Raw genomic sequence first — 24068 nt, forward strand, 5'->3', positions numbered from 1 at the left:
GGAATTACTTCTTCTTCTCGCTCTTGCCGTCGTAGCGCTGGGTCCACTCGGCCAGCACGCGGGCGCGGTTGGCCGCGGACTCGGCGAAGTCCAGCTTCACCAGGCGCTGCTCATAGTCGTCCGGGATGCCCTTGAGCTTGGGCGCCACGCCCGGCTGCGCCGTGATCGCGAAGTTCTTGCCGTACAGGAACATCGCGTCCTTGCTCGAGGCCCAGTCGGCCAGCTTCTTGGCCGCGGCCAGGTGCTTGGTGCCCTTGTGGATGGCAAAGGCCTCCAGGTCCCAGCCCAGGCCTTCCTTGGGGAAGATCAGGTCGATGGGGGCGCCCTTGGCCTTGTTGCTGTAGCCGCGGTACTCGAAGGAGATGCCGGCCACGTACTCGCCCGAGGCCGCCATGTTGCAGGGCTTGGAGCCGGAGTGGGTGTACTGGGCGATGTTCTCGTGCAGCGCGTCCATGTACTTCCAGCCGCCGCCCTTGCCGTTGTCGTCGCCCCAGAGCTTGAGCCAGGCGTTGACGTCGAAGTAGCCGGTGCCCGAGGAGGCCGGGTTGGGCATCACGATCTGGCCCTTGTAGATGGGCTTGGTCAGATCCTTCCAGCTGGTGGGCGCCGGGATGCCGCGCTTCTTGGCCTCGACGGTGTTGAAGCAGATGGTGGCGCCGAAGACGTCCATGCCGAACCAGGCCGGCGGCGTCTTCTTGTCACGGTACTGCGACATGATGGCGTCGAGGTTGAGCGGGGCGTAGGGCTCCAGCATGCCGTTGATGTCCAGCAGGGCCAGGCTGGAGGCGGCCACGCCCCAGACCACGTCGGCCTGCGGGTTGGCCTTCTCGGCCAGCAGCTTGGCGGTGATCACGCCGGTGGAGTCGCGCACCCACTTGATCTCGATGTCGGGGTTGGCCTCGTTGAAGGCAGCCTGGTAGGCCTTGAGCTGGTCGGTCTCCAGGGCGGTGTAGACAGTCAGCGTGGTCTTCTCGGCCAGCGCGCCAGCGGAGAGCGCCGCGCCCATCAGGCCGGCCAGGATCGACTTCCAGAATTTCATCGCTATCTCCAGGGTGTGAGTGACCACGGACTTGTGGCCTGCGGACATGACAAGCGCGTGACAGCGCTTGAGCAAGTTCGGGACCAGTTCATTCTGAAGAGGCTTGATTGCAGATTGTTGACAATCTGTCATCGAGGCTCGTCTACACTTTCTCCACCATGAGCTCGAAGCCCCCCGCCCCGCCCACCATCGCACAGCTTCAGTGCAACTCACTGGCCAACCTGGTGCAGGCCGCCATCGAGCGCAAGATCCTCGAAGGCACGTTGCAGGCCGGCGACAAGCTGACCGAAGCCGCGCTGGCCGAGGAGCTGGGGGTTTCGCGTGGTCCGGTGCGCGAGGCCTTCCGCATGCTGGAGGAAGCCGGCCTGGTGCGCACCGAGAAGAACCGCGGCGTCTTCGTGCGCGAGATCCCGGTCGAGGAGGCCCTGGAGATCTTCGAGGTGCGCGCGCTGATGGACGCCCACGTCGGCCGCAAGCTGGCGCAGACCCTGGCCGTGGCGCAGGTGCGCGAGTTGCGCCGCGCCGTCGAGACCATGGAGGCCGCCGCCAAGGCCCACGACGCGCCCGCCTTCCACGAGGCCAACCTGGCCTTCCACGACCTCATGCTGACGCTGGCTGGCAACGCCAAGCTCACGGCCGTCTACCGCAAGCTGACCAAGGAGCTGATGCTGTTCCGGCGCCAGAACCTCACGCCCGAGAGCATGGCCGTCTACGCCAAAGAGCACCGGCAGATCGTCAAGGCCATTGCCGCCGGCGATGTCGACGCCGCCGGCCGCGCCATGTTCGACCATGTGATGGCCAGCCGCGAGCGCACCCGCGTCAAGCACGGCCTGACACCCGAAGGCGCCAGCGCCGTGCAAGCCATGGCGACCGCGCCCCGCCCGGCACGCCCCCGTAGCACAGCACGCCGCAGCGCCTGAACCCGGAACCCACCCACCATGTCTCTCAGCCTTGCCGACATTGAATGGCTCCTGCTGCACAAGGGCGACGCCCAGTACAGCGGTGAGCCCGTGACCCAGCGTGAGCACGCCCTGCAGTCGGCCTGGCTGGCCGAACAGGAGGGCGCGGACGATGAACTCGTCACCGCGGCCCTGCTGCACGACCTGGGCCACCTGCTCAACGACCAGGGCGAGACCCCGACGCTGCGCGGCATCGACGACCTGCACCAGTTCGTGGCCCTGCCCTTTCTGCGCGGGGTGTTCCCCGACCGGGTGCTGGACGCCATCTCGCTGCACGTGGACGCCAAGCGCTGCCTGTGCGCCACCCGGCCGGGTTACCTGGAAGCCCTGTCGGCCGACTCGCAGCGCAGCCTGGCACTGCAAGGCGGCGTGTTCGACGCCGCGCAAGCCGCTGCCTTCCAGGCCCGCCCCCACGCCGCCGAGGCGCTGCGCCTGCGCCTGTGGGACGACCTGGCCAAGCAGCCCCACCTGGACACGCCGTCCCTGGCCCATTACCTGGCCATCGCGCGCCGCTGCAGCCTGACCCCATGAGCCTCGACATCAGCGGTGGGGTGCTGCTGGCCGTGCTGCTGGGCGCAGCCCTGCATGCCAGCTGGAATGCCCTGATCAAATCCTCGCAGGACAAGGCCCTGGACACGGCCCTGATCCACGGCCTGGGCACGGTGACGGCCCTGCCGCTGCTGGCGATGTTCGGCCCACCGCCGGTCGCCGCCTGGCCCTATGTGTTGGGCTCCACGCTGATCCACATCGGCTACTACACCTCGCTGGCCGGGGCCTACCGGCATGGCGACCTGGGTCTGACCTATCCGCTGATGCGCGGCAGCGCGCCGCTGCTGGTGGCGCTGGCCAGCCATGCGCTGATCGGTGAGGGCCTCTCGCCGCTGGCCTGGCTGGGGGTGTTCACCCTCTGCGCGGGGGTGCTGATCCTGGGCCTGTCGCGCAGCGCCCTGCGCGGCCAGGGCGACGAGGCCCGGCGGCGCACCGCGCTGCGCTATGCCCTGACCAATGCGCTGTTCATCGCCGCCTACACGCTGGTGGATGGCATCGGGGTGCGGGTGAGCGGCAACGCGCCCGCCTACATCGCCGCCCTCTTCCTCTTCGACGGCCTGCCCTACCTGAGCCTGGTGTTGTGGCAACGCCGCGCCGACCTGGCCCCGGTGCGGGCCTACGCGGCCCGGCGCTGGCCGGTGGCGCTGCTGGGCACCACCGCCTCGCTGGGCAGCTACGGCATTGCGCTGTGGGCCATGACCCATGCGCCGGTGGCCATGGTGGCGGCGCTGCGCGAAACCTCGGTGTTGTTCGCCGCCCTGCTGGGCACCTGGCTGCTGCGCGAGCCTTTCGGCTGGCAGCGGGCCATGGGGACCGGGGTGATCGTCGGCGGGGTGATGCTGCTGCGCCTGGGCTGAGGCCGGGCGGGATGCTCAGGCCGCATGGCCCACGCGGTCGGACGACTCGTCCCGGGCCTCGTCGTCCAGGTGCTGCACATCGGCCCAGCCCACCAGGGTGAAGCCCTCGCCCGTCCACAGCAGGCGGTTGATGCCGGTGTTGGGCAGTTCCCAGGTGCGGGGCGCATTCAGCGCGATGCGCGAGGCGGCGCGGTACAGGCAGTCCAGCACGCCACCATGGGCCACCAGCACCAGGGTCTGGCCGGCGTGGGCCTGGGCCAGCCGGGTGGCGCTGGCCACCACGCGGTCGAAGAACTGCTGCAGGGTCTCGCCGCCTTCGGGGCCGAAATCGGGTTCGCGGCGGCGCCAGCGCTCGCTCTGCTCGGGCCAGCCGGTCTCGACCTCCTGGTAGGTGTGGCCCTGCCAGATGCCGAAATGCCGCTCACGCAGACCCGCGTCCAGCTGCAGCGGCAGGCCGGTGGCGGCGGCCACGGCCTCGGCCGTCTGGCGGGCGCGGGAGAGATCGCTGCTGACCAGCACCTGCGGGGCATCGTGCTGCAGGGCCTGGCCCACGCGGCGGGCCTGCTGCTGGCCCCGGGCGTTCAGCGGCACGTCCATCTGCCCTTGCAGCCGGGTGCCGACGTTCCATTCGGTCTCGCCGTGGCGAATGGCGATCAGGCGGGTGGGCTCGGGCATGCTCACCGTTCAGACTCCCCAGACGACGGGCTCGTCGGCCGCCTGGCAGGTGCGCAGCATCTGGACCAGGGGCCAGACCCGCTGGCGCAGCGAGACGGCCTCGGCCGGCCGGCGGCCTTCGCCCTCGTCCTCGTCGGTGGGAGCCTGCTGGCGCGCGGCCTCGTCGGCGGCCACCGCCGCGCTCAGACGCTCGATGGCCTGGGCCATGTCGGCGACCTCGATGATGCCCTTGGGCGCGGGCTCGCGGCCCAGCAGCGCCAGCACGCGGTCGCCGGCGGGGGTGAGCATGATCAGGTCGGCGGCGGCCTGGCTGCGGAATTTGTACATGGCGGACGATCCTGGCTGGCGCGCGCCCGCGAAGCCGGGCGGCATAGCCGCCATTGTGCCCACCCGGGGCCCGCCGGACAGATCAGCGCAGCGCCAGGGCCACGGTGGGCCGGACCTGGCGGGCCAGCACCCGCTCGCAGGCGCGGGGATCCAGCGCGGCCGAACCCAGCAGGCCCTGCCAACCCTGGCAGCCCAGGGTGTCGGTGACGAAGGCCCGCTGGGCCTCGTGCTCGACCCCTTCGGCCAACACCTGCAGGCCCATCGCGCGGGCCACCTGGGTCAGGCCCCGCACCAGATCGGCCTCGGCCCCATGGTCGGGCACCGCACGCAGCAGCCGGCGGTCGATCTTGACCGCGGTGAAGGGCACCCGCCGCAGCCAGTTCAGGGCGCAATCGTCCAGGCCCCAATCGTCCAGCACCAGTCGCACGCCCAGGCGGTGCAGGGCGTCGAGGTTGCTCAGAGCGGCCTCCGGGTCACGCCGCAGGGCGGTCTCGGTGACGTCCAATTCGAGCTGGCGCGCCGGCCAGCCGGCATGGGCCAGCACGGCCGCCACCCGGCGGGCATAGGCCGGCTCGGCCAGGGTCTCGCCACTGACGTTGACTGTGAGCGCCTGGTGCCAGCCCTTGTGCGCCCAGGCCACGGCCTGTTGCACCGCCTGCTCCAGCGCCCAGTCGTCCAGGGCCCGCATCAGCCCGGCCCGCTCGGCCAGCGGCATGAAGCGCGGCGGCAGCATCAGGCCTTCCTGCGGATCCTGCCAGCGCAGCAGGGCCTCCATGGCCTGGATCTCGCCGCTGGCGCTGGCAAAACGGGCCTGGAACTGCAGGCGGAAGGCGGTGCTGGACAGGCCCTCGCGCACGGCCTGCTCCAGCCGCTGCTGGCGCCGCCCCTCGTGCACCTGCTCGGTGCTGCCGCGGTGCAGCTCCCAGCCGGCCACGCCGGCGCCGCGGGCCCGCTGCAAGGCCTTCTCGGCGTGCTGCAGCAGCTCCTCGCCGCACCAGCCGGCCTGCGGATAGACGGCACCGCCCACATGCACCTTGAGCCCGGCGGTGGCCAGCAGGGCCGGCCCCGGACGGGTGGCCAGCTGCACCAGGCGGCGCGCCAGGGCCTCGGCGGCCGATTCACCGGCCGGGCGCAGCAGCACGGCAAAGCGCGCGGCGCCCAGGCGGCCCACCTGGGCCGGCTCACGCACCGTGGCGCGCAGGGCCTCCACCAGTTCGTCCATGCCACGGGCCCGGGCCGAGCCGTCGGCAGCGAACAGGGCATGGCGGTCGAACTCCACCACCAGCACGGCCAGCGGCTGGCCGTCGTCGCGGGCCTGGAGCACCGCCTCGTCCAGCTCCTCCAGGAAGCGGTGGCGGTTGGGCCAGCCGGTGCTGCCATCCAGCCCGCTGGCGCCGGCAGACACCGGCGCCGTGGCGCGGCTGCGAGCCAGCTCGCGGAAGGAGTAGACCCGGCCGATCGGCCGGCCCTGGCTCCACTGCGGTTGGGTGTAGCGCTCCAGCAGGCGGCCGTTGAGCAGGGCCACCGCATCGGTGCCACTGACCAGCAACTGGGCGTTGATCTCGTCGACCCGCTGCTGGTAGGCCTCGGGCTGCAGCACCGAGCGCCGCATCCAGTCCAGCACGGCGGCATCGGCCGGCTCGGCCAGGGCCTCCTCCGGCAGGTCCCAGAGCTGGGCGAAGCGCCGGTTGAAGGCCCGGATGCGGCCGGCGGTGTCCAGCACCAGGATGCCGTCGGCGGTGGATTCCAGCGTGGCGCGCAGTTCAGCCAGCAAGGTTTCGCGCTCGCTGGCGGCGCGGGCCTCCTGGCTGCGATCCTGCACGGTCACCAGATAGGCACGGGCCGGCACGCCCAGCGGCACGATGCGGCGGTGCACCTGGGCCAGGCCCTGCGGGCGCAGCACCTCGGTGTCCGACGCCAGCTGGCCCGGGTGCCCGGCACGCAGCTCGGACCAGAAGACCTGGTCCTCCAGGCCCGGCAGCAGGGCTTCGGCCGGCTGGCCCAGGCACTGCGCCAGCCCCAACCCCAGCCAGGCCAGGGCCGGCCGGTTCACCAGGCGGACCGTCCAGTCGCTGGCATCGACCAGCCAGGCCGGACCCTCCAGGCCCTCCAGCCATTGGTCGGCGCCCAGCAGCAACCCGGGGGCCGCCAGCAGGCCGGGTTCGTGCGGAATCACACCAGGGCCGGCGCATCCGCAGGAGCGGCCACCGGTTCCACGTCGAAGAAATAGGCCACCCGCAGACGCGGGGCCAGGCAGTCGGCCGCAGCGGCCGGCAACTGGTCGGCCCGCAGGCTGCGGCGAATGCCCAGGTCCGGCGTCTGTTCCAGGTCCAGGTGCAGCGCGCGGCTGCTGGAGCGGCTGGGGTCGTAGACCTGCACCCGCGGCTTCAGGGGCCGCGCAGCATTGATGGACATGACCGTGGCATAGCGGTCGTCGCTGAGCTGCACCACCGAGCCCGGCGGGTAGATGCCCATCAGGCGAATGAAGCCGCTCAGGATGGTCACGTCGAACTTGTTGCGCGACTGGGCGAACATGCGCGAGAGGGCCTCGTGCGGCGTCAGCGACTGCGAGGGCATGGCCGCGTTGCAGAGGTTGTCGTAGAGGTTGACCATGGACACCACCCGCGCCAGCACCGACTGGCTCTCCAGCTTGGAGGCGCGCGGGAAACCGGTGCCGTCGGCGAATTCATGGTGCTGGGCGAGCACCAGCAGGGCTGCGGGCTTGAGCCCCATGCGCTGCCCCTGGACGACGCCCTGGGCCACGTGGTCTCGGTACAGCGCATGCTCGGCGGTGCTGAAGTCATCCCGCGGCAGGCGCACCCGCTCGGGCAGGGCCAGCTTGCCGATGTCGTGCAGCAGGGCGCCGGTGCCCAGGTCCAGCAGGTCGGCCTCGGCCATCTGCAGCGAGCGCGCCAGCAGCAGCGAGACCACGGTGACGTTCATCGCATGGGCGGTGGCGCGGTCGCTCAGCGGCTCGCCCAGCAGGCGCACGCACAGGTCACCCTCCACCAGCATTTTGTCCAGCATGGCGCGCGAGAGCTGCTCGGCGGCCTCCCGGGCCTGCTGCGGCTCGGCGCCCAGGCGGTCGGTGATCTTGCGCAGGTCGCGACAGGCTTCCATGTACTGGCGCTCGCAGACGCGCAGGGAGGACTGCTGGTGCTCGACCCAGGCGGCCTCGGCACGGCGGGCGGCTTCGGCCGGATCGATGGGGCGCTCGGCGGGCGTGTCGGCCATGGGCGCCACCGCCTCGGAGGGGTCGCCCGCGACCGGCTCGGGGTCGCTGCGCTCCGGGCTCCAGCGCAGCTGCTTCATGCCCAGTCCGCGGATCACCTCGATCTGCTCCATCGAACTGATCTTGAAGCTCGACAGCGGGAAGGGATGGGACATCCAGCCCACATCCAGGTGGACGAACATGCCCACCCGCAAATCCTCGACCGCCACCATCGCCGTTGCTGACATTCTGTGCCTCCCAGGAAGTCGCACGCCGATGGCGACCTCTTCAGGATCTGTTTCGGCCACCCGGCGGGAAAACTTGAGCCAGTCCACCCGACGCCATCCAGGCCCCTGCGGGCCGGGGCAGAGCGTACTCCCTAAAATGGCGGCATGACCTCCCCCGCACCGCATCCTTACACGCGTGGCGCCGCCCTGCCGGCCCTGCTGCGCCAGCGCATCGTCATCATCGACGGAGCGATGGGCACCATGATCCAGCGCTACAAGCTGCAGGAGGCCGATTTCCGCAACGCCGCCCTGCAGAACCACCCCAAGGACCTCAAGGGCAACAACGACCTGCTGGTGTTGACCCGCCCGGACGTGATCCGCGAGATCCACGAGCAGTACCTGGCCGCCGGCGCGGACATCATCGAGACCAACACCTTCGGCGCCACCTCGGTGGCCCAGGCGGACTACGACCTGGCGCCGCTGGCCCGCGAGATGAATCTGGCCGCCGCCCGCGTCGCCCGCCAGGCGGCTGACAAGTTCAGCACGCCCGAGCAGCCGCGCTTCGTGGCCGGCGCCCTGGGTCCGACGCCGCGCACCGCCAGCATCAGCCCGGACGTGAACGACCCGGGGGCGCGCAACATCAGCTTCGACGAACTGCGCACGGCCTACGCCGAACAGGCCCAGGCCCTGCTGGACGGCGGGGTGGACCTGTTTCTGGTGGAGACCATCTTCGATACCCTGAACGCCAAGGCGGCCATCTTCGCGCTGGACGAGGTGATGGAGCGCAGCGGCGAGCGCCTGCCGGTGATCATCTCCGGCACGGTGACCGATGCCTCAGGCCGCATCCTGTCCGGTCAGACGGTGGCGGCGTTCTGGCATTCGGTGCGGCACGCCAAGCCGATCGCCGTGGGCCTGAACTGCGCGCTGGGCGCCGCGCTGATGCGCCCCTACATCGAGGAACTGGGCCGCATCGCCCCGGACACCTGCATCAGCTGCTACCCCAACGCCGGCCTGCCCAACCCGATGAGCGAAACCGGCTTCGACGAGACCCCGGAGATCACCGGCGGCCTGATGGCCGATTTCGCGAAGGCCGGCTTCCTGAACATCGTGGGGGGCTGCTGCGGCACGACGCCGGAACACATTGCCGCCATTGCAAAGAAGGTGCGGCCCTACCGGCCACGCCACCCTCAGGATCCGCTGTTCGGCCAGCTGCTGGCCGGCTGAGCGCCTCGCTCGGCGGCGGCTTCGGCCTGGCCCCGCTGCACCGAGCCTCCGATCACGCACTGGAGCTGGCGCCCCAGTTCGTCGATCTCGTCCTGCATGGCCCGCATCAGCTGGTGGTACAGACGCTGCTGGCGGTTGGCCTCGCGCAGCCGCTCGGCCAGGCGCTCGCCGATGCTGGCCAGCAGGCGGGCCGCCACCACCGGCTCGTCGTCCATCATCCGCCGCAGGTCGCGCCGGGTCAGGCTGGCACAGATGACGGTGGACTGCGCCACGCAGGTCGCCACCCGGGGCGAGCCATCGAGCAGCGCCATCTCGCCGATCAGTCCCCCCTCGCCCAGCACGGTCACGACCACCGGCTGCTCCCGGCTCATCACCGAGGTCTCCACGCTCACATCGCCATGCAGCACCAGCAGCATGTGGGCGTTTTCGCCCTGCTCGCCCTCCTGCAGCAGCACGTCCCCGTCTTCGAAACGGCAGGGCCGCATGTAAGACACGATGCAGCGGGCATCGGACTTGCGCAGATCGGACAGCACCGATGGCCGGCACAGCAACTCGGCGGCCTGGATCATCCAGGGCTCATCGGCGGACAGGAATTGGAAGGCCATGGAACGACGACAAACAATCGGATGCAGCGTAAGGGAAGTTGAAGCCTAGCGCCATCACTTCTCTGGGAGAAGGATCCTCCTCCCTTGCGCCACGCATTCCGTGTGAAATGGTGAATGGCTGTGGCCCCATCCCCATGTTTGAGGATCCCCCGCCGCGCCGGGGCAGCCCGCCGCCTGCGCCCGGGCACCCCGGGGCGCTGCCGGTAGAATCTCGCCTCATCTGCCAAGGAGCGTTGCAGCGCGAGCGTGAGATCCACGCCTTCGCGTCAGGCTTGGTGAAGAATTCAACGACGCTCACCCCTGTGCCGTGGGTGAGTTGCGTCTGCTGCCGCCCCCGCCAGGGTGTTGTCCGCGCCTTTCTTCTGCCGCTGCCGCCATGCCTGCCGACCTCCTTGCCCCCCCGCCCATGCGCCTGTCCGGTCTCGAGCCGGTCTTGATCGACGCACAGAGCCTGTTCGTCAACATCGGCGAGCGCACCAATGTCACCGGCTCCAAGGTGTTCGCCCGCATGATCCTGGCCGGCGAATACGAGAAGGCTCTGGCCGTGGCCCGCCAGCAGGTGGAGAACGGCGCCCAGATCATCGACATCAACATGGACGAGGCGATGCTGGACAGCCAGGCGGCGATGGTGCGCTTCCTGAACCTGATCGCCAGCGAGCCCGAGATCGCCCGCGTGCCCATCATGATCGACAGCTCCAAGTGGAGCGTGATCGAGGCAGGCCTCAAGTGCATCCAGGGCAAGGGCATCGTCAACTCGATCAGCCTGAAGGAAGGCGAGGCCGAGTTCATCCGCCAGGCCCGGCTGATCCGCCGCTACGGCGCCGCCACCGTGGTGATGGCCTTCGACGAACAGGGCCAGGCCGACACCTACCAGCGCAAGACCTCGATCTGCGAGCGGGCCTACCGCATCCTGGTCGAGCAGGTGGGCTTCCCGCCCGAGGACATCATCTTCGACCCCAACATCTTCGCGATCGCCACCGGCATCGAGGAGCATGACAACTACGCGGTGGACTTCATCGAGGCCACCCGCTGGATCAAGGCCCACCTGCCTGGCGCCAAGGTCTCGGGCGGCGTGTCCAATGTGAGCTTCAGCTTCCGCGGCAACGAGCCGGTGCGCGAGGCCATCCACACCGTGTTCCTCTACCACGCCATCCAGGCGGGCATGGACATGGGCATCGTCAACGCCGGGATGATCGGCGTCTACGACGACCTGGACCCGGTGCTGCGCGAGCGCGTCGAGGACGTGGTGCTGAACCGCACGCCGGTCTTGCAGCCGGGCGAGGCGGCCAAGACCCCCACCGAGCGCCTGCTGGAGATCGCCGAGCAGGTCAAGGGTGCCGCCAAGGACGACAGCGCCAAGCTGGCCTGGCGCGCCGCGCCGGTCAACGAGCGCCTCTCGCACGCCCTGGTGCACGGCATCACCGACTTCATTGAGACCGACACCGAGGAAGCCTGGCAGGCCATCCATGCCAGCGGCGGGCGCCCGCTGCACGTGATCGAAGGTCCGCTGATGGCCGGCATGAACGTGGTGGGCGACCTGTTCGGCGCCGGCAAGATGTTCCTGCCCCAGGTGGTCAAGAGCGCCCGCGTGATGAAGCAGGCTGTGGCCCATCTGCTGCCCTACATCGAGGCCGAGAAGCAGGCCCTGGCCGACGCCGGCGGCGACGTGAAGCCCAAGGGCAAGATCGTCATCGCCACCGTCAAGGGCGACGTGCACGACATCGGCAAGAACATCGTCACGGTGGTTCTGCAGTGCAACAACTTCGAGGTCGTGAACATGGGGGTGATGGTCCCCTGCCAGGACATCCTGGCCAGGGCCAAGGCCGAAGGGGCCGACATCATCGGCCTGTCCGGTCTGATCACGCCCAGCCTGGAGGAGATGCAGCATGTGGCCGCCGAGATGGCGCGCGACCCCTGGTTCGCGGAGCGGCAGATGCCGCTGCTGATCGGCGGCGCCACCACCAGCCGGGTGCACACCGCGGTCAAGATCGCGCCGAACTACGCAGGCCCGGTGGTCTATGTGCCGGACGCCTCGCGCGCGGTGGGTGTCTGCTCGGACCTGCTGAGCGACGAGCGCGCCGCGGCCTACATCGCCGAGCTGGAGGCCGACTACGAGCGGGTGCGCCGGCAACACGCCAACAAGAAGCAGACCCCGCTGGTGACGCTGGCCCAGGCCCGCGCCAACAAGACGCCGGTGGACTGGACGCTGTTGCCGTCCGCGCCCAAGTTCCTGGGTCGGCGCGAATTCCGCCACTACGACCTGGCCGAGTTGGCCCACTGCATCGACTGGGGACCCTTCTTCCAGACCTGGGACCTGGCCGGCCCCTACCCCGCCATCCTGGACGATGCGGTGGTGGGCGACACCGCCCGCAAGGTCTTCGCCGATGGCCAGGCCATGCTCAAGCGCCTGATCGATGGCCGCTGGCTGCAGGCCAACGGCGTGCTGGCCTTCTACCCGGCCAACACGGTGGACGACGACGTGATCGAGATCTACCGCGACGAGACCCGCCAGGAGGTGCTGATGCGCTGGGCGCCGCTGCGCCAGCAGCAGGAACGCCCGGTGATCGACGGCGTGCCGCGTCCCAACCGTTCACTGGCCGACTTCATCGCCCCCAAGGGCCAGGGCGCCGACCACATCGGCCTGTTCGCGGTGACGGCCGGCCTGGGCGCCGACAAGAAGGCCGCCGAGTTCGAGGCCGCCCATGACGACTACAACGCCATCCTGCTCAAGGCCCTGGCCGACCGCCTGGCCGAGGCCTTTGCCGAGCGCCTGCACCAGCGGGTGCGCACCGAGCTGTGGGGCTACGCGCCGCAGGAGGCGCTGAGCAACCCCGATCTGATCGCCGAGGAATACCAGGGCATCCGCCCGGCGCCGGGCTACCCGGCCTGTCCGGACCATGGCGTGAAGGCCGACATGTTCCGGGTGCTGCAGGCCGAGGCCATCGACATGGGCCTGACCGAGAGCATGGCGATGACGCCGGCGGCCAGTGTCAGTGGCTTCTACCTGGCCCACCCGCAGGCGACCTACTTCAACGTGGGTGCGGTGGGCGAGGACCAGCTGGCCGCCTGGTCCGCCGCGCTGGGTGTGGACGAAGCCAAGGCACGGCGGCGCCTGTCGCCGGTGTTGAATGCCTCAACCGCGGCCGGCAAGCCGGGGGCCTCGGCGTAGAAACTCGCGTTGAGCTGGGTTTCGCGGATCACGTGCTCGCGGAACTTGCGAAACAGCGCCCGATCCACCCGCCCCGGCTGCCGCCAGAAGGCGGCCAGCGGCCCGGCGTGGACCATGCCCTTCACCGCGTAGAAGCAGTCGCCCAGCGTCACCACCGGGGTGCCGTGGTAGAGCGACTGCAGGCCGGTCGTGCTGTTGATCGTGACCACGCCGCGGGCATGCTGCAACAGCGTGGGCAGGTGCTGGTCGTGGATGTAATGCACCCGTGAGGTCAGACCCAGCTGCCGTGCCTGCTCGGCGATGAGGCCGCGGTAATCGTTGTAGGGCCGGTCCAGCGGATGGTGCTTGAACACCAGCAGCTTGTCCTGCGGCGCATGCTGCGCAAAAGACGCCATCACCTCGGCAATGAACTCGGCCACCGAGCCGAAGCGGGAATGGCAGGTCACCTGGGCATCGTTGTGGACCTGCAGCGGCACCAGGAAGTAGCGCTTGTGCTGCTCGCGGGCGGCCAGGAAATCCTGCATGTGGCGCTCGGCCCAGCGGTTGCGCCACTTGCGCCAGCCCCCCCGCAGCCAGCGGCTGCCTTCGCGCACCGGGTGCAGGCAGCGGTGATGTTCGTAGTGGGGGAAGCGCTGGCGCGCACGCCACATTTCCCAGCCGTAGCGCATCGCGAGGTCGGCCACGCCACGGAAGCTCTGACCCGTGGGGCGGGGAGTGGGCTGAGGCTCGGGCACCAGCGCGGTATAGAACCCGGTGTGACGGGGCAGCCCAGACTCGGCGTTCACGCCGCCGACTTCGAGGGTGACGTAGTCCGGCCGCATATAGCCTTCCTCGAAGACGAACACCCGCAGCCCCAGCTCCCTGCCAAGCTGCAGTGCCATCTCGTGCATCCGGCGCGACTGGCCGAACAGCACGATCGCATCGATCGCCAGGTCGCTCAGCAGGCCGCGCAGGCGGGTTGGCCACTCCGACAGTGCCCGATCGAAACGGATCACCCCATCGCCGGGCGGGAAGAAGTGTTCATCCCCGCCATTGAAATTCACCTTCCAGACCTGCTGGCCCTGTTCGCGCAACAGACTTGCCAACCGCGCGAAGAACGGCCCCATCGGCCCCTGCAGAAGCAGGGTGCGATGACAGGACAGCAGCTGTTGGAGGGAGGAAGGAACCATGGCGAGCGGGGCCGGGCGACGGAACACCGTCAAATGCAATCACCGTGCCCATGACCAGGGTTCGGATCGAAGAACGTGGGGGAGTGTCAGGGATCGACCGGTGGCTTGCCATCCCCTGCTTGTAAGCCGTCGCTGCCAGGTTTCGACTCGAAACGTGAAATTTCGCACTCATTGGCGACGCGACGACGGCGCCAGGCCACCCATTCACGCAACACCGCACGGCGCAGCGTCTGCCAGCCCCGCGCCCATGGGCCGGGCGCGGGCGCCATCGCGGCCTGCTCGCGCCAGCCCAGCAATTCGGCCAGCGCGCCTTCGGGGCTGGTGAAGTGCCCCGTGCGCCGGCTGACGTAGGTGGGGTAGCAGAACAGCGCGGCAGCCACGAGCTCATCGAGCGACCGCAGCCGTCCCCGCCGCGGCGTGGGCACACGGTCCACGGTCAACCCCCAGCCGGCATAGAAGGGCACACCCCAGCACACCACCCGGACGCCGCGCAACAGCGCCTCAAAGCCGGCAAGGGACGTGAGCACGTGCACCTCATCGACCTGCGCCAGCAAGGCCGTGATGGGCGGCGCCGCGACCACCTCGTCGCACCAGCGGGACGCCGTGTCCTCGTCCTGCCCGGGCGCGCGCAGGCGCGCCGACACATCCGGGTGCGGGCGATACACGATCCAGGCCTCGGGCCGTTCGCGCCGCACGGCCTGCAACAGGCCGAGGTTGGTGTGCAGACCGGGCGCCCCCAGGGCCAGCGAGGCATCCGACTCCACCTGCCCCACCACCAGCACCACGGGCCGGTCCGTGGCGGGTCGCCGCCAATCGCCTTGGCCCACGTTGTACTTGGTCAGGTCCGAAGCCACGAGCCGCTCCCGCAGGGCGCGCGCCCGCTGGAGCAGCCCTTCGTCGAGGTGGCCCTCGGCCAGCAGATGCTCCAGATCCGAGGGGCGGCGGGCGTCGTAATGCAGCCCGCGGCCATCGATCGCCCATGAAAGCGGCTGCACCAGGTCGGCCCCGAGGCCCACCGAGCGCAGGAAACCATCCTCCACCCGCAGCACCCGTCCGGAGGCGGCCTCGGGCCAGGCCTGCCGGCCCCACAGCACCACCGGCCTGGCAAAACGCCGGGCTTCGGCCGGGGCACCGGACCGGATCCGGCTGCCCGCCATGAAGCGCTGCAGGCTGGCACGCTTCCAGCCCGAAAACCCAACGGCCATCAGTTCGGCCGGAAAACGCTCGCGCTGGCGGCGCTGCAGGCCGATCCAGTCCAGCAGCCGCTCCGGCGATGTGGGCTCGCCCGTTTCCGGGTCGGCGTAGCGGGGATAGTCGGCCAGCGCGGCATGCACCAGGGCCGGCAGCTCCGCCGCCAAGCGCCGTGCCGGCGCCACCAGTTCATCCCGGGTGAGTCCCCAGCCCGCGTAGAAGGGCATGCCAAAGCAGCGCACGGGGCGCCCCCACAGCAGGGCCTCGAAGCCCATCTGGGAACTGACCACATAGACCGCCGTCGCCTGCGCCAGCAGCCCGGCCGGATGAACCGGCTCGCCCAGCACCGTCACCCGGGCCTGCTGCCCGGGGGTCAGGCGATCGAAGTGCCCACGCTTGCGGCCCGCCACCACGTCCGGGTGAACCTTGAGCCAGATGCGGGCGGACGGGTGCTCGTCGAGTGCGGCCTCCAGCATGCGCTGGAAGCTGCGGGTGTCAGCCATCGCCCCGGCAATCGACGCGTCGCCGGCGGTCTGGTCCACCACCAGCACGTCGCCAGCGGCCATGGTCCCGGTCCATTCGCGGGACTGGTTGTACTTGGAAGCGTGGGCCCCACGCCAGGCGCGGCACAGGTCGTCCGCGCGCGAGCGCCGCGCCTCGGTCAGCGGCAGGCGCACCAGCGCCTCCAGGCGCGAGGGCCCGTGGGCGTCGTAATAGATGCCCTGATCGTCCAGCACAACCGAGAGTGGTGGCTCGTCCGCCCCCAGGCCCACCGAGCGCAGAAAGCCATCCTCGAGCCACAGCACCGGCAGGCCCAGGCGGGCCGCCCAGGCCTCGGCGCGCCGGGCGCTGGGCTTGCGCCCCCAGGCCAGCACCGCCTGGGCGCCTTCGGCCCGGGCGCGTGCGGCCGGCACCAGGCGCCAGCCATCCAGCAGGGCCGGCAGGGTGGCGATGCGCCCCACGCCGCGGCCATGCCAGGCCACGCAGGACAGCCGGCTCAGCCGGTCTTCGGGCGCTGGCGCCGTGGGCATGGGGGTGCGAAGGTTCAGAGCCCCGCGGCCGCGAAATGGGGGTTGTCGAAGCCGGGCTTGCCGTAGCGCAGCAGCTGGCCATCGGCCACGACGGTGACCTTGCCACCGGCGGCCCGCAGCACGGCGTCGCCCGCAGCGATGTCCCATTCCATGGTCCGGCCCAGGCGCGGGTACAGGTCCGCCTCGCCGGCGGCCACCAGGCAGAGCTTCAGCGAAGAGCCCGCGTTGGTGCGCGAAGCCACCTTGCGGCCGGCCAGGAAGGCGTCCAGCGCGGTTTCGTCACCGTGCGAGCGACTGGCCACCACGGTCAGGCCCTCGGCCGGCACCGGGCGGCAGGCGATGGAGCGGCGGCCATGCTCGTCCTCGAGCCAGGCGCCCGCGCCCTGGGCACCACCGAACAGGCGGCCAATGGCCGGTGCATAGACCAGGCCCAGCACCGGGCTGCCGTTCTCGATCAGCGCGATGTTGACGGTGAACTCGCCGTTGCGGCTGATGAATTCCTTGGTGCCGTCCAGCGGGTCGACCAGGAAGAAGCGATCTTTCACGTCCGGAATGCGGCCAGCAGCCACCGACTCCTCGGCCACCACCGGGACGTCGGGGGCAATCTCGGCCAGACCGGCCAGGATGACCTCCTCGGCCTTCTGGTCGGCCTGGGTGACGGGCGAGGCATCGCCTTTCTGGGTCACATCAAAGTCGGTCGCATAAATGTCCATGATGACGCGGCCGGCGTCCCGGATCAGGGGCACCAGGCGCTCCAGCAGGGCGACAGCGGCGGAGGTCTCTTGCATGGTCGTCACTTTCATATGAGGGATATGGCATTGTGCAGACCGGGTGGCAGAATGAAACTCCCTAAAACATTTAATGACTGCACTTCGTGCCCAAGACCGCCCCCGAACTCGACGAGCTGAACACGCGCCGCCGGCGCGCGGTCCAGTTGCGGGTGGACGGTCTGAGTCTCGCCCGCATCCGCGACGAGACCGGCCTGAGTGTGCCCACCATCATCAAGGCCTGCCAGGCCTTCGAGCGGGGCGGCTGGGCCGCCATTGATGTGGGCGAGCGCGGCCGGCCACGCGGCACGGGCCGGGTGCTGAGTCTCGCCCAGGAAACCGAGCTGCGCCACGCCGCCCTGACGCTGGCTCCCGAGCAGGCCGGGCTGAGCGTGCCGCTGTGGGACGCCCAAGCCCTGCAGAAGCTGGCCCAAACCCGCTTTGGCCTGGCCCTGCAGCCGCGCGGCCTGTCCCGCCTGCTGGAGCGCTGGGGCCTGGCCCTGCAGCCGCTGCGCGAGCTGGCGACCGAGCACCCCGAGGGCGCCCAATGGCTGGACAGCCAATGGGACCCGGGCGTGCGCATGAGCACGGGCCAGCAGGTCTGGGCCGGCACGCTGACCCACCCCGACCGCCCGGCCCCGGGCGGGCTGGTGCTGGCCGTCTCGCCCCGGGGCAGCCTGCGCTGGCTGCCGGTCGAGCGCCTGGCCAGCGCCGACACCTATGTCGATTTTCTGGCACGGCTGCTGCGCTGCCGCAGCGGTGCCTGGCGGGTCTGGCTGCACGGCCCGGCCCTGGATCGGGCCCCGGCCATGCGTGCCTGGCTCGACACCCAACCCCGGCTGTCCCTGCAAACCTGCCCGGTGGCGCCGCTGCCGCGCACCCAGCCCGAATCCCTGCCGGGGCCGGCCCCGGTTCCTGCCGCGGGGGCGATCACCCCCCGGGCCTCGCCTCCCGTTCCGGCCACGGCACCCGCCGCCCCGGCCCGTCCCCGTTCCCCTGTCTCCACCTTCACTGCACAGCCCACCACGGAACCCACCATGAGCCTGACCCACCTGCAGCGACTGGAAGCTGAAAGCATCCACATCATGCGCGAGGTTGTCGCCGAAGCCGACAACCCCGTGATGCTCTATTCGATCGGCAAGGATTCGGCGGTCATGCTGCACCTGGCCAAGAAGGCCTTCTATCCTGCGCCGCCCCCCTTCCCCCTGCTGCACGTGGACACGACCTGGAAGTTCCGGGCCATGTACGAGATGCGCGAGCGCATGGCCAAGGAACTGGGCATGACCCTGTTGGTCTACCAGAACCCCGAAGCGGTGTCGCTGGGCATCAACCCCTTCGAGCACGGCTCGCAGATCCACACCGACATGTGGAAGACCCAGGGCCTGAAGCAGGCGCTGGACAAGTACGGCTTCGACGTCGCCTTCGGCGGCGCCCGCCGCGACGAGGAGAAGAGCCGCGCCAAGGAGCGCATCTTCTCGTTCCGCAGCGCGCAGCACCGTTGGGACCCGAAGAGCCAGCGCCCGGAGCTCTGGCACCTCTACAACGGCCGCAAGCAGAAGGGCGAGTCGATCCGCTGCTTCCCGATCTCCAACTGGACCGAGCTGGACATCTGGCAGTACATCTACCTAGAGAACATCCCCATCGTGCCGCTGTACTACGCGGCCGAGCGGCCGGTGGTGGAACGCGACGGCACCCTGATCATGGTGGACGACGAACGCTTCCCGCTGCGTCCGGACGAGGTGCCGATGATGAAGAGCGTGCGCTTCCGCACCCTGGGCTGCTACCCGCTGACCGGCGCGGTCGAGTCCACCGCGGCCACCCTGCCGGACATCATCCAGGAGATGCTGCTGGCCCGCACCTCCGAGCGCCAGGGCCGCATGATCGACCACGACACCTCGGCGTCGATGGAGAAGAAGAAGCAAGAGGGCTATTTCTAAGCCCCCACGCTCCCTGCCGGTCGCTGCCCCCGAGGGGGCTCGCGCGGCGGACCGGCAGAGCCGGATCCGCGCACGCCACTGGGTTACACACCCCACACCAGTTTCGAAGGAATTGACCATGGCCCACGTTTCGGACCTGATCTCCACCGACATCGAGAAGTACCTCAAGCAGCACGAGAACAAGAGCCTGCTGCGCTTCATCACCTGCGGCTCCGTCGACGACGGCAAGTCGACCGTCATCGGACGCCTGCTCTACGAATCGAAGATGCTCTTCGAGGACCAGTTGGCCGCGATGGAGAGCGACTCCAAGAAGTGGGGCACCCAGGGCGGTGACATCGACTTCGCGCTGCTGGTCGACGGCCTGGCTGCCGAGCGCGAGCAGGGCATCACGATCGACGTGGCCTACCGCTTCTTCTCGACCGACCGCCGCAAGTTCATCGTCGCCGACACTCCGGGCCACGAGCAGTACACCCGCAACATGATCACCGGCGCCTCGACCGCCGATGTGGCGGTGATCCTGATCGACGCGCGCAAGGGCGTGCTGACCCAGACCCGCCGCCACAGCTACCTGGTGAGCCTGATCGGCATCCGCAAGGTGGTGCTGGCCATCAACAAGATGGACCTGGTGGACTTCTCGGAAGACATCTTCCGCAAGATCGACGAGGAATACCGTGAGTTCGCCAAGCAGATCGGCCTGAACGACATCACCAGCATCCCGCTGTCCGGTCTGAAGGGCGACAACATGACCGAGCGCAGCCTGCACACGACCTGGTATCGCGGGCCGACGCTGATGGGCTTCCTCGAGACCTGCGAGATCGACGAGGCCCGCCTGCAGAAGCAGCCCTTCCGCATGCCGGTGCAGTGGGTCAACCGCCCCAACCTGGACTTCCGCGGCTTCTGCGGCTTCGTCGCCAGCGGCGTCGTCAAGCCCGGCGACCGGGTGCGCGCCCAGCCTTCGGGCCGCGAAAGCAAGGTGGCCCGCATCGTCTCGCTGGACGGTGACCTGCCCCAGGCCGTGGCCGGTCAGAGCATCACGCTGACGCTGGAAGACGAGATCGACATCTCCCGCGGCGACGTGATCTCGATCGCCGAGTCGCCCGCCGAGGTGGCCGACCAGTTCGAGGCCACCGTCGTCTGGATGACCGAAGAAGCCCTGCTGCCGGGCCGTCCCTACCTGCTGAAGATCGGCACCCAGCTGGTCACCGCGACGATCACCGAGCCCAAGTACAAGGTGAACGTCAACACGATGGAGCACCTGGCGGCCAAGCAGCTCGAAATGAACGAGATCGGCGTGGTCAACCTGGCGCTGGACCGTCCGATCGCCTTCGACCCCTACACCGACAACCGCGACACCGGCGGCTTCATCCTGATCAACCGCATGACCAACAACACGGTCGGCGCCGGGATGATGCACTTCGCGCTGCGCCGCTCGCACAACATCCACATGCAGCCGGTGGACGTGGACAAGGCCGCGCGCGCCAGCGCCAAGGGCCAGCGTCCGGCGGTGCTGTGGTTCACCGGTCTGTCCGGTGCCGGCAAGTCGACCATCGCCAACATCGTCGAGAAGAAGCTCTTCGCGATGGGCCGCCACACCTACCTGCTGGACGGCGACAACATCCGCCACGGTCTGAACAAGGACCTGGGCTTCACCGAGGCCGACCGGGTGGAGAACATCCGCCGCGTGGCCGAGGTGTCCAAGCTGATGGTGGATGCCGGCCTGATCGTGATGACCGCCTTCATCTCGCCCTTCCGCTCCGAGCGCGCGATGGCCCGCAGCCTGATGGGCGAAGGCGAGTTCATCGAGGTCTATGTGGACACCCCGCTGAACGTGGCCGAGGACCGCGACGTGAAGGGTCTGTACAAGAAGGCCCGCCGCGGCGAGATCGCCAACTTCACCGGCATCAGCTCGCCCTACGAGGCGCCGGAGCTGCCCGAGATCCGCGTGAACACGAGCAACTGCACGCCGGAAGAAGCAGCGGACAAGGTGATCGCCCGCATCCGCCAGCTCGGTCTGATCGACTGACAGCCGACCCCGGGGTCGCGTGTAGAGTCCAGGCTCTGCACATGACCCCGATCGACGATCTGCTCGACCAGCTGCAGCGGGACATCCCGCTGTACGGCCACCTCACCGCCGCCATCGGCTTCAAGCAAGCCCTGGTGGAGCGCCTCGGGGTGGCCACGGCCCACCCGGCGGTGCAAGCGCCGCTCCAGCTGCCCGGCATGGAGCGGCTGCGCCGCCTGCCTGTGCGGCCCCTGCGCGAGGTGGCCCAGGCCCATGGGCGCCACTGGCACCCGCTCTGGCCGGGGGGGCAGGTCCACGCCCTGCCCCGCCTGCAGGTGGTGGGCCCGCACGACGACCAGCCCCTGGAGGTCATCGACCGCGCCGGCTATCTCACCTGCCTGGACGAGGTGGACGTGCGCGGGCGCTCCGAGCTGCTGCTCTGGCGCGACCAGGTGCTGCATGACGTCGAAGGCGACGAAGCCCAGCGGGTGCGGGACCAGTTCATCTTCGACCCCCAGGTGCTGCATGCCGAAGCCGACCACTGGTGGGTGATGGACAGCGCCGAGCCCGCGCCGGTGATCGAGGAGGCCTTCTGGCTGGGGGGGCACCACGCCCACGACTTCGGTCATTGGCTGACCGAGTACCTGCCCAAGCTGGCCACCGCCCTGCGGGCCGGCTGGTCGGGTGGCATGCCGGTGCTGGTGGACGCCAGCGCCCCGGCCACGGTGCGCACCGCCCTGACCGCCCTGCTGCCCGCGGACACGCCGCTGCGGCTCATGTCTGCGCTGGAGCGCCTGCATGTCCGGCGGCTGTGGTGCGCCCCCAATGTCAGCTACCCCGGCTTCTGCCCTTTGCTGGCCAGCGATGACGCGGCTGCGCGCCTGTTGACCGCCCCGCTGCGCATGGCCACGCTGATCCAGACCATCGGCCCGCGGGCCCGGCAGGCGCTGGATCGCCCGACCGGTATCGAGCGTCTGTACCTGGCCCGCCGCCCCGAACGCCACAAGGCCATCGTGAACCACGCCGCGGTGGACGCCGTGCTGGCCGCCCATGGCTTCGTGCGGGTGCTGCCGGAAGAACACCCGTTCCTGGAACAGCTCAACCTGGTGCGCCAGGCCCGCTTCATCGTGGCCCCGGAGGGCTCGAACGCACTGCTGGGGGCCTTCGGCGGCCCGGGCAAGCAGATCGCCATCCTGACCTCGCCCTACACCCAGCCCCTGCTGGACCTGGGGGCCACGGCCGCCGTGCTGGGGCAGTCGCTGACCTTCCTGACCGGCCCCTGCGCGCAGGACAGCCCGCGCCACACCGAGCATCCCTTCTGGTGCTTCTGGAACGATTACCGGATCGACCCTGCCGGGCTGGACGCCTGGCTGGCGGACTGGTTGGCGACCGCGCCCGCGGCCGGCCCTGCGTAATAGGCCGGAAAGTAGCCCTCGGTGAACGCGGCGGACACCCCGGCCACCGCGCACAGCGCGGCGTAGCGTTCCGGGTCGTAGACCTGCTTGAGCCGGCGGAAGGCTTGCGCGCGCGGCCGCCAGCGCATCTTGGCCGCCGCCACGTTGTCGCCAGGCCGCACCCCGCCGCCCAGGTTGAGCCAGGGCACGCCGCGCCCGGCCAGATCCTGGATGCCGCCCAGCATCAGGGCCGCGGTGTGGGCCCGCCCCTCGGGCAGCGCGGCCTGGATCATGCCTTCCGCGCCCCAGGGGGTCCAGCCATACAGCGTGGCCGCCACCAGGCGTCCATCGGGTTCGGCCGTGCCCAGCAGGCCCGCGCCCGGCGCGGCCAGCAACGCAGCCAGGGCCGCCTCATTCCAGTAGGCCGCCCGACCGGCGCCCATGCGGTCCAGAAAGGGCCGGTGCTGGCTCTGCAGAAAATCGGTCAGCGCCGTGCGGTCGGTGACGAAGCGGTGGCCCTGCTCCTGCCAGCGCCGCCAGTCGCGGCGGCGGTCGGTGCCGGCATGGGCCAACACCCCCTCCAGGCCGCCTTGCAGGTCCAGGAAGTACAGCGTCTCCTCCCCGGCCACCGCCCCCTCCAGCGAAGGGTGGCCGAACGCCGGATGCTGGGCGATGTAGCCGCACACCGCCCCCTGGGCCCGGGCGAAGGCCGCCCAGTGCGACGCAAAGCCGGGCCAGGGGCCGTTGCTGGCGAAACCGGAGAAGCCCGTCGGCGTCACCCAGTCGACCGCCCCGGCATGCACGCGCACCGAGAAAGGACACACCACCCGCACGCTGGCGCGCTCGCCCACGTACAGCCAGGTGGGCCGGCCGGTGTTGCGTGCCACCGCATGGCAGCAGTCCCAACTGGCGTAGAAGCTGTGCGGCACGCCCTCCAGGGCCGCACGCCAGGCTGCCGGCTCGTCGGTGCCGATCAGCCGGTCGGTGGCGCTCACGCCATCGTGCCGGGGGCCCGGCCCAGGTAGCAGCCCAGCGGCCCCAGGCCTTGCGGATCGAAGCGCACCGCCAGGCCGGCGGCCTCGAAGGCAGCGACCATCTCCGGCGGCTCGAACAAGCCCAGCGGATAGTCCTCCTGCACATGCTCGATGCCGCTGGCGCGCCCGATCAGGTAGTGGTTGTGGAACACACCCAGCCGGCCGCGGCGCTCGCTGCGGTACATCCAGCAGACCTTGACGCCCTCGCCCTCCACCTGGGCCGTGCGCACATCGCCGTCCCAGAAGGTCTGCGGCGTGAAGAAGGGTTCCAGCACCAGCACCCCGCCCGGGTTCAGGTGGGCGGCCATGCAGCGCAATGCGGCCTGCAGCTCATCCACCGTGGACATGGCGGCGATGGAGCGGAACAGGCAGGTGATGACGTCGAAGCGCTGGCCCAGGGCGAAGTCGCACATCGAGGCCTCATGGAAGCGAAGTTGCGGGAACTTGGCTCGCGCCCGCGCCAGCATGCCGGGGCTCAGGTCCAGGCCCTGCACGTCGAAATGGGTCACCAGCGGCGCCAGATGCCCGCCGGTGCCACAGGCCACGTCCAACAGGGTGCGGGCCTGCGGGCACTCGCGCGCCACCACGCTGCGCACATAGTCGGCCTCGCGGTCGTACTGGCGGTAGCGGTGCAGCAGGTCGAAGACTTCGGCGCTGCGGGGGTCGTAAACAGGCATGGGCGCAAATTCCAAGGCTCGGTG

General features: G+C 70.0%; 18 protein-coding genes, 2 pseudogenes and 1 riboswitch. Of the genes and pseudogenes, 9 read left to right on the top strand and 11 right to left on the bottom strand.

The window, feature by feature from the left end; genetic code table 11:
* Positions 1-4: 4 nt before the first annotated feature.
* Positions 5-1039 (bottom strand): putative 2-aminoethylphosphonate ABC transporter substrate-binding protein, encoded by a 1035-nt coding sequence (locus M0L44_RS12475; RefSeq protein ID WP_252770009.1) that lies wholly within the window; start codon positions 1037-1039, stop codon positions 5-7.
* A gap of 158 nt (positions 1040-1197) precedes the next feature.
* Here M0L44_RS12475 and M0L44_RS12480 point away from each other — a divergent pair, with 158 nt between their 5' ends.
* The 3 genes from M0L44_RS12480 to M0L44_RS12490 are packed head-to-tail and all read left to right on the top strand — an operon-like array spanning position 1198 to position 3404.
* The gene (locus M0L44_RS12480; protein ID WP_252770010.1) at positions 1198-1959 is read left to right on the top strand and encodes a phosphonate utilization associated transcriptional regulator; all 762 of its coding nucleotides are present in this window, start codon (positions 1198-1200) and stop codon (positions 1957-1959) included.
* Between the two features lie 18 nt (positions 1960-1977).
* A complete protein-coding gene (locus M0L44_RS12485) occupies positions 1978-2529 on the top strand; it encodes a phosphonate degradation HD-domain oxygenase (protein WP_252770011.1) in 552 nt (183 codons plus the stop codon).
* Positions 2526-3404: an EamA family transporter gene (locus tag M0L44_RS12490; RefSeq protein WP_252770012.1), complete on the top strand. Its 879-nt coding sequence runs from the start codon at positions 2526-2528 to the stop codon at positions 3402-3404. The genes M0L44_RS12485 and M0L44_RS12490 overlap by 4 nt, the downstream gene beginning before the upstream one ends.
* A 15-nt stretch (positions 3405-3419) precedes the next feature.
* On the opposite strand, the gene M0L44_RS12495 is transcribed toward M0L44_RS12490, so the two are convergent.
* The 4 genes from M0L44_RS12495 to M0L44_RS12510 all read right to left on the bottom strand — a co-directional run bounded on the left by M0L44_RS12495 (position 3420) and on the right by M0L44_RS12510 (position 7865).
* A complete protein-coding gene (locus tag M0L44_RS12495; RefSeq protein ID WP_252770055.1) occupies positions 3420-4079 on the bottom strand; it encodes a histidine phosphatase family protein in 660 nt (219 codons plus the stop codon).
* 9 nt (positions 4080-4088) lie between these two features.
* Positions 4089-4406, bottom strand: coding sequence for a DUF1840 domain-containing protein (locus tag M0L44_RS12500; protein ID WP_252770013.1), 318 nt, complete (start codon positions 4404-4406; stop codon positions 4089-4091).
* 82 nt (positions 4407-4488) lie between these two features.
* On the bottom strand, positions 4489-6582 hold the full coding sequence (locus tag M0L44_RS12505; protein ID WP_252770014.1) for an EAL domain-containing protein: 2094 nt from the start codon (positions 6580-6582) through the stop codon (positions 4489-4491).
* Positions 6579-7865 carry a cyclic di-GMP phosphodiesterase gene (locus M0L44_RS12510; protein WP_252770015.1) on the bottom strand — a complete coding sequence of 429 codons (1287 nt, stop codon included), beginning with the start codon at positions 7863-7865 and terminating at the stop codon, positions 6579-6581. The genes M0L44_RS12505 and M0L44_RS12510 overlap by 4 nt, the downstream gene beginning before the upstream one ends.
* A gap of 144 nt (positions 7866-8009) precedes the next feature.
* On the opposite strand from M0L44_RS12510, the gene M0L44_RS12515 reads away from it, so the two are divergent.
* On the top strand, positions 8010-9068 hold the full coding sequence (locus M0L44_RS12515) for a homocysteine S-methyltransferase family protein (RefSeq protein WP_252770016.1): 1059 nt from the start codon (positions 8010-8012) through the stop codon (positions 9066-9068).
* Here the strand turns inward: M0L44_RS12515 and M0L44_RS12520 are convergent.
* A complete protein-coding gene (locus M0L44_RS12520; RefSeq protein ID WP_252770017.1) occupies positions 9032-9673 on the bottom strand; it encodes a cyclic nucleotide-binding domain-containing protein in 642 nt (213 codons plus the stop codon). The two genes, M0L44_RS12515 and M0L44_RS12520, sit on opposite strands and share 37 nt — an antisense overlap.
* Positions 9674-9892: 219 nt before the next feature.
* A riboswitch (S-adenosyl-L-homocysteine riboswitch) is annotated at positions 9893-9976 on the top strand.
* A gap of 73 nt (positions 9977-10049) precedes the next feature.
* On the opposite strand from M0L44_RS12520, the gene metH reads away from it, so the two are divergent.
* Positions 10050-12842 (top strand): methionine synthase, encoded by a 2793-nt coding sequence (gene metH, locus M0L44_RS12525; RefSeq protein WP_252770018.1) that lies wholly within the window; start codon positions 10050-10052, stop codon positions 12840-12842.
* A 56-nt stretch (positions 12843-12898) separates the two neighbouring features.
* On the opposite strand, the pseudogene M0L44_RS12530 reads toward metH, so the two are convergent.
* The 3 genes and pseudogenes from M0L44_RS12530 to cysQ all read right to left on the bottom strand — a co-directional run.
* A pseudogene (locus tag M0L44_RS12530) lies at positions 12899-14011 on the bottom strand (capsule polysaccharide biogenesis protein); the annotation flags it as partial.
* Between the two features lie 86 nt (positions 14012-14097).
* Positions 14098-16233 carry a capsule polysaccharide biogenesis protein gene (locus M0L44_RS12535; RefSeq protein ID WP_252770019.1) on the bottom strand — a complete coding sequence of 712 codons (2136 nt, stop codon included), beginning with the start codon at positions 16231-16233 and terminating at the stop codon, positions 14098-14100.
* A 14-nt stretch (positions 16234-16247) separates the two neighbouring features.
* Positions 16248-17021, bottom strand: a complete 774-nt coding sequence (gene cysQ / locus M0L44_RS12540; RefSeq protein ID WP_252770020.1) for a 3'(2'),5'-bisphosphate nucleotidase CysQ — start codon at positions 17019-17021, stop codon at positions 16248-16250.
* 371 nt (positions 17022-17392) lie between these two features.
* Here cysQ and M0L44_RS22195 point away from each other — a divergent pair.
* The 4 genes and pseudogenes from M0L44_RS22195 to M0L44_RS12560 form a co-directional block, all read left to right on the top strand.
* Positions 17393-17494, top strand: a pseudogene (locus tag M0L44_RS22195) (winged helix-turn-helix domain-containing protein); the annotation flags it as partial.
* Between the two features lie 543 nt (positions 17495-18037).
* Entirely contained in the window at positions 18038-18937 is a 900-nt protein-coding gene (cysD, locus tag M0L44_RS12550; protein WP_252770056.1) for a sulfate adenylyltransferase subunit CysD, read from the top strand.
* 118 nt (positions 18938-19055) lie between these two features.
* Positions 19056-20960: a sulfate adenylyltransferase subunit CysN gene (gene cysN / locus M0L44_RS12555; protein ID WP_252770021.1), complete on the top strand. Its 1905-nt coding sequence runs from the start codon at positions 19056-19058 to the stop codon at positions 20958-20960.
* 41 nt (positions 20961-21001) lie between these two features.
* Positions 21002-22354 (top strand): glycosyltransferase family 61 protein, encoded by a 1353-nt coding sequence (locus M0L44_RS12560; protein ID WP_252770022.1) that lies wholly within the window; start codon positions 21002-21004, stop codon positions 22352-22354.
* Here M0L44_RS12560 and M0L44_RS12565 read toward each other — a convergent pair.
* Both M0L44_RS12565 and M0L44_RS12570 read right to left on the bottom strand, forming a co-directional pair.
* Positions 22276-23328, bottom strand: coding sequence for a GNAT family N-acetyltransferase (locus M0L44_RS12565; RefSeq protein ID WP_252770023.1), 1053 nt, complete (start codon positions 23326-23328; stop codon positions 22276-22278). The two genes, M0L44_RS12560 and M0L44_RS12565, sit on opposite strands and share 79 nt — an antisense overlap.
* Entirely contained in the window at positions 23325-24044 is a 720-nt protein-coding gene (locus M0L44_RS12570) for a class I SAM-dependent methyltransferase (RefSeq protein ID WP_252770024.1), read from the bottom strand. The genes M0L44_RS12565 and M0L44_RS12570 overlap by 4 nt, the downstream gene beginning before the upstream one ends.
* Positions 24045-24068 lie beyond the last annotated feature (24 nt).

Source organism: Ideonella oryzae (assembly GCF_024055665.1).
Classification (GTDB): Bacteria; Pseudomonadota; Gammaproteobacteria; order Burkholderiales; family Burkholderiaceae_C; genus Ideonella; species Ideonella oryzae.

Excerpts from the sequence above, each read along its gene's own strand:
- M0L44_RS12500 (WP_252770013.1), bottom strand. The coding sequence starts at position 4,406 with ATGTACAAATTCCGCAGCCAGGCCGCCGCCGACCTGATCATGCTCACC.
- M0L44_RS12495 (WP_252770055.1), bottom strand. The coding sequence starts at position 4,079 with ATGCCCGAGCCCACCCGCCTGATCGCCATTCGCCACGGCGAGACCGAA.
- M0L44_RS12480 (WP_252770010.1), top strand. The coding sequence starts at position 1,198 with ATGAGCTCGAAGCCCCCCGCCCCGCCCACCATCGCACAGCTTCAGTGC.
- M0L44_RS12510 (WP_252770015.1), bottom strand. The coding sequence starts at position 7,865 with ATGTCAGCAACGGCGATGGTGGCGGTCGAGGATTTGCGGGTGGGCATG.
- M0L44_RS12475 (WP_252770009.1), bottom strand. The coding sequence starts at position 1,039 with ATGAAATTCTGGAAGTCGATCCTGGCCGGCCTGATGGGCGCGGCGCTC.
- M0L44_RS12515 (WP_252770016.1), top strand. The coding sequence starts at position 8,010 with ATGACCTCCCCCGCACCGCATCCTTACACGCGTGGCGCCGCCCTGCCG.
- cysN (WP_252770021.1), top strand. The coding sequence starts at position 19,056 with ATGGCCCACGTTTCGGACCTGATCTCCACCGACATCGAGAAGTACCTC.
- M0L44_RS12485 (WP_252770011.1), top strand. The coding sequence starts at position 1,978 with ATGTCTCTCAGCCTTGCCGACATTGAATGGCTCCTGCTGCACAAGGGC.
- cysD (WP_252770056.1), top strand. The coding sequence starts at position 18,038 with ATGAGCCTGACCCACCTGCAGCGACTGGAAGCTGAAAGCATCCACATC.
- M0L44_RS12570 (WP_252770024.1), bottom strand. The coding sequence starts at position 24,044 with ATGCCTGTTTACGACCCCCGCAGCGCCGAAGTCTTCGACCTGCTGCAC.
- M0L44_RS12490 (WP_252770012.1), top strand. The coding sequence starts at position 2,526 with ATGAGCCTCGACATCAGCGGTGGGGTGCTGCTGGCCGTGCTGCTGGGC.
- M0L44_RS12520 (WP_252770017.1), bottom strand. The coding sequence starts at position 9,673 with ATGGCCTTCCAATTCCTGTCCGCCGATGAGCCCTGGATGATCCAGGCC.
- M0L44_RS12560 (WP_252770022.1), top strand. The coding sequence starts at position 21,002 with ATGACCCCGATCGACGATCTGCTCGACCAGCTGCAGCGGGACATCCCG.
- metH (WP_252770018.1), top strand. The coding sequence starts at position 10,050 with ATGCCTGCCGACCTCCTTGCCCCCCCGCCCATGCGCCTGTCCGGTCTC.
- cysQ (WP_252770020.1), bottom strand. The coding sequence starts at position 17,021 with ATGCAAGAGACCTCCGCCGCTGTCGCCCTGCTGGAGCGCCTGGTGCCC.
- M0L44_RS12535 (WP_252770019.1), bottom strand. The coding sequence starts at position 16,233 with ATGCCCACGGCGCCAGCGCCCGAAGACCGGCTGAGCCGGCTGTCCTGC.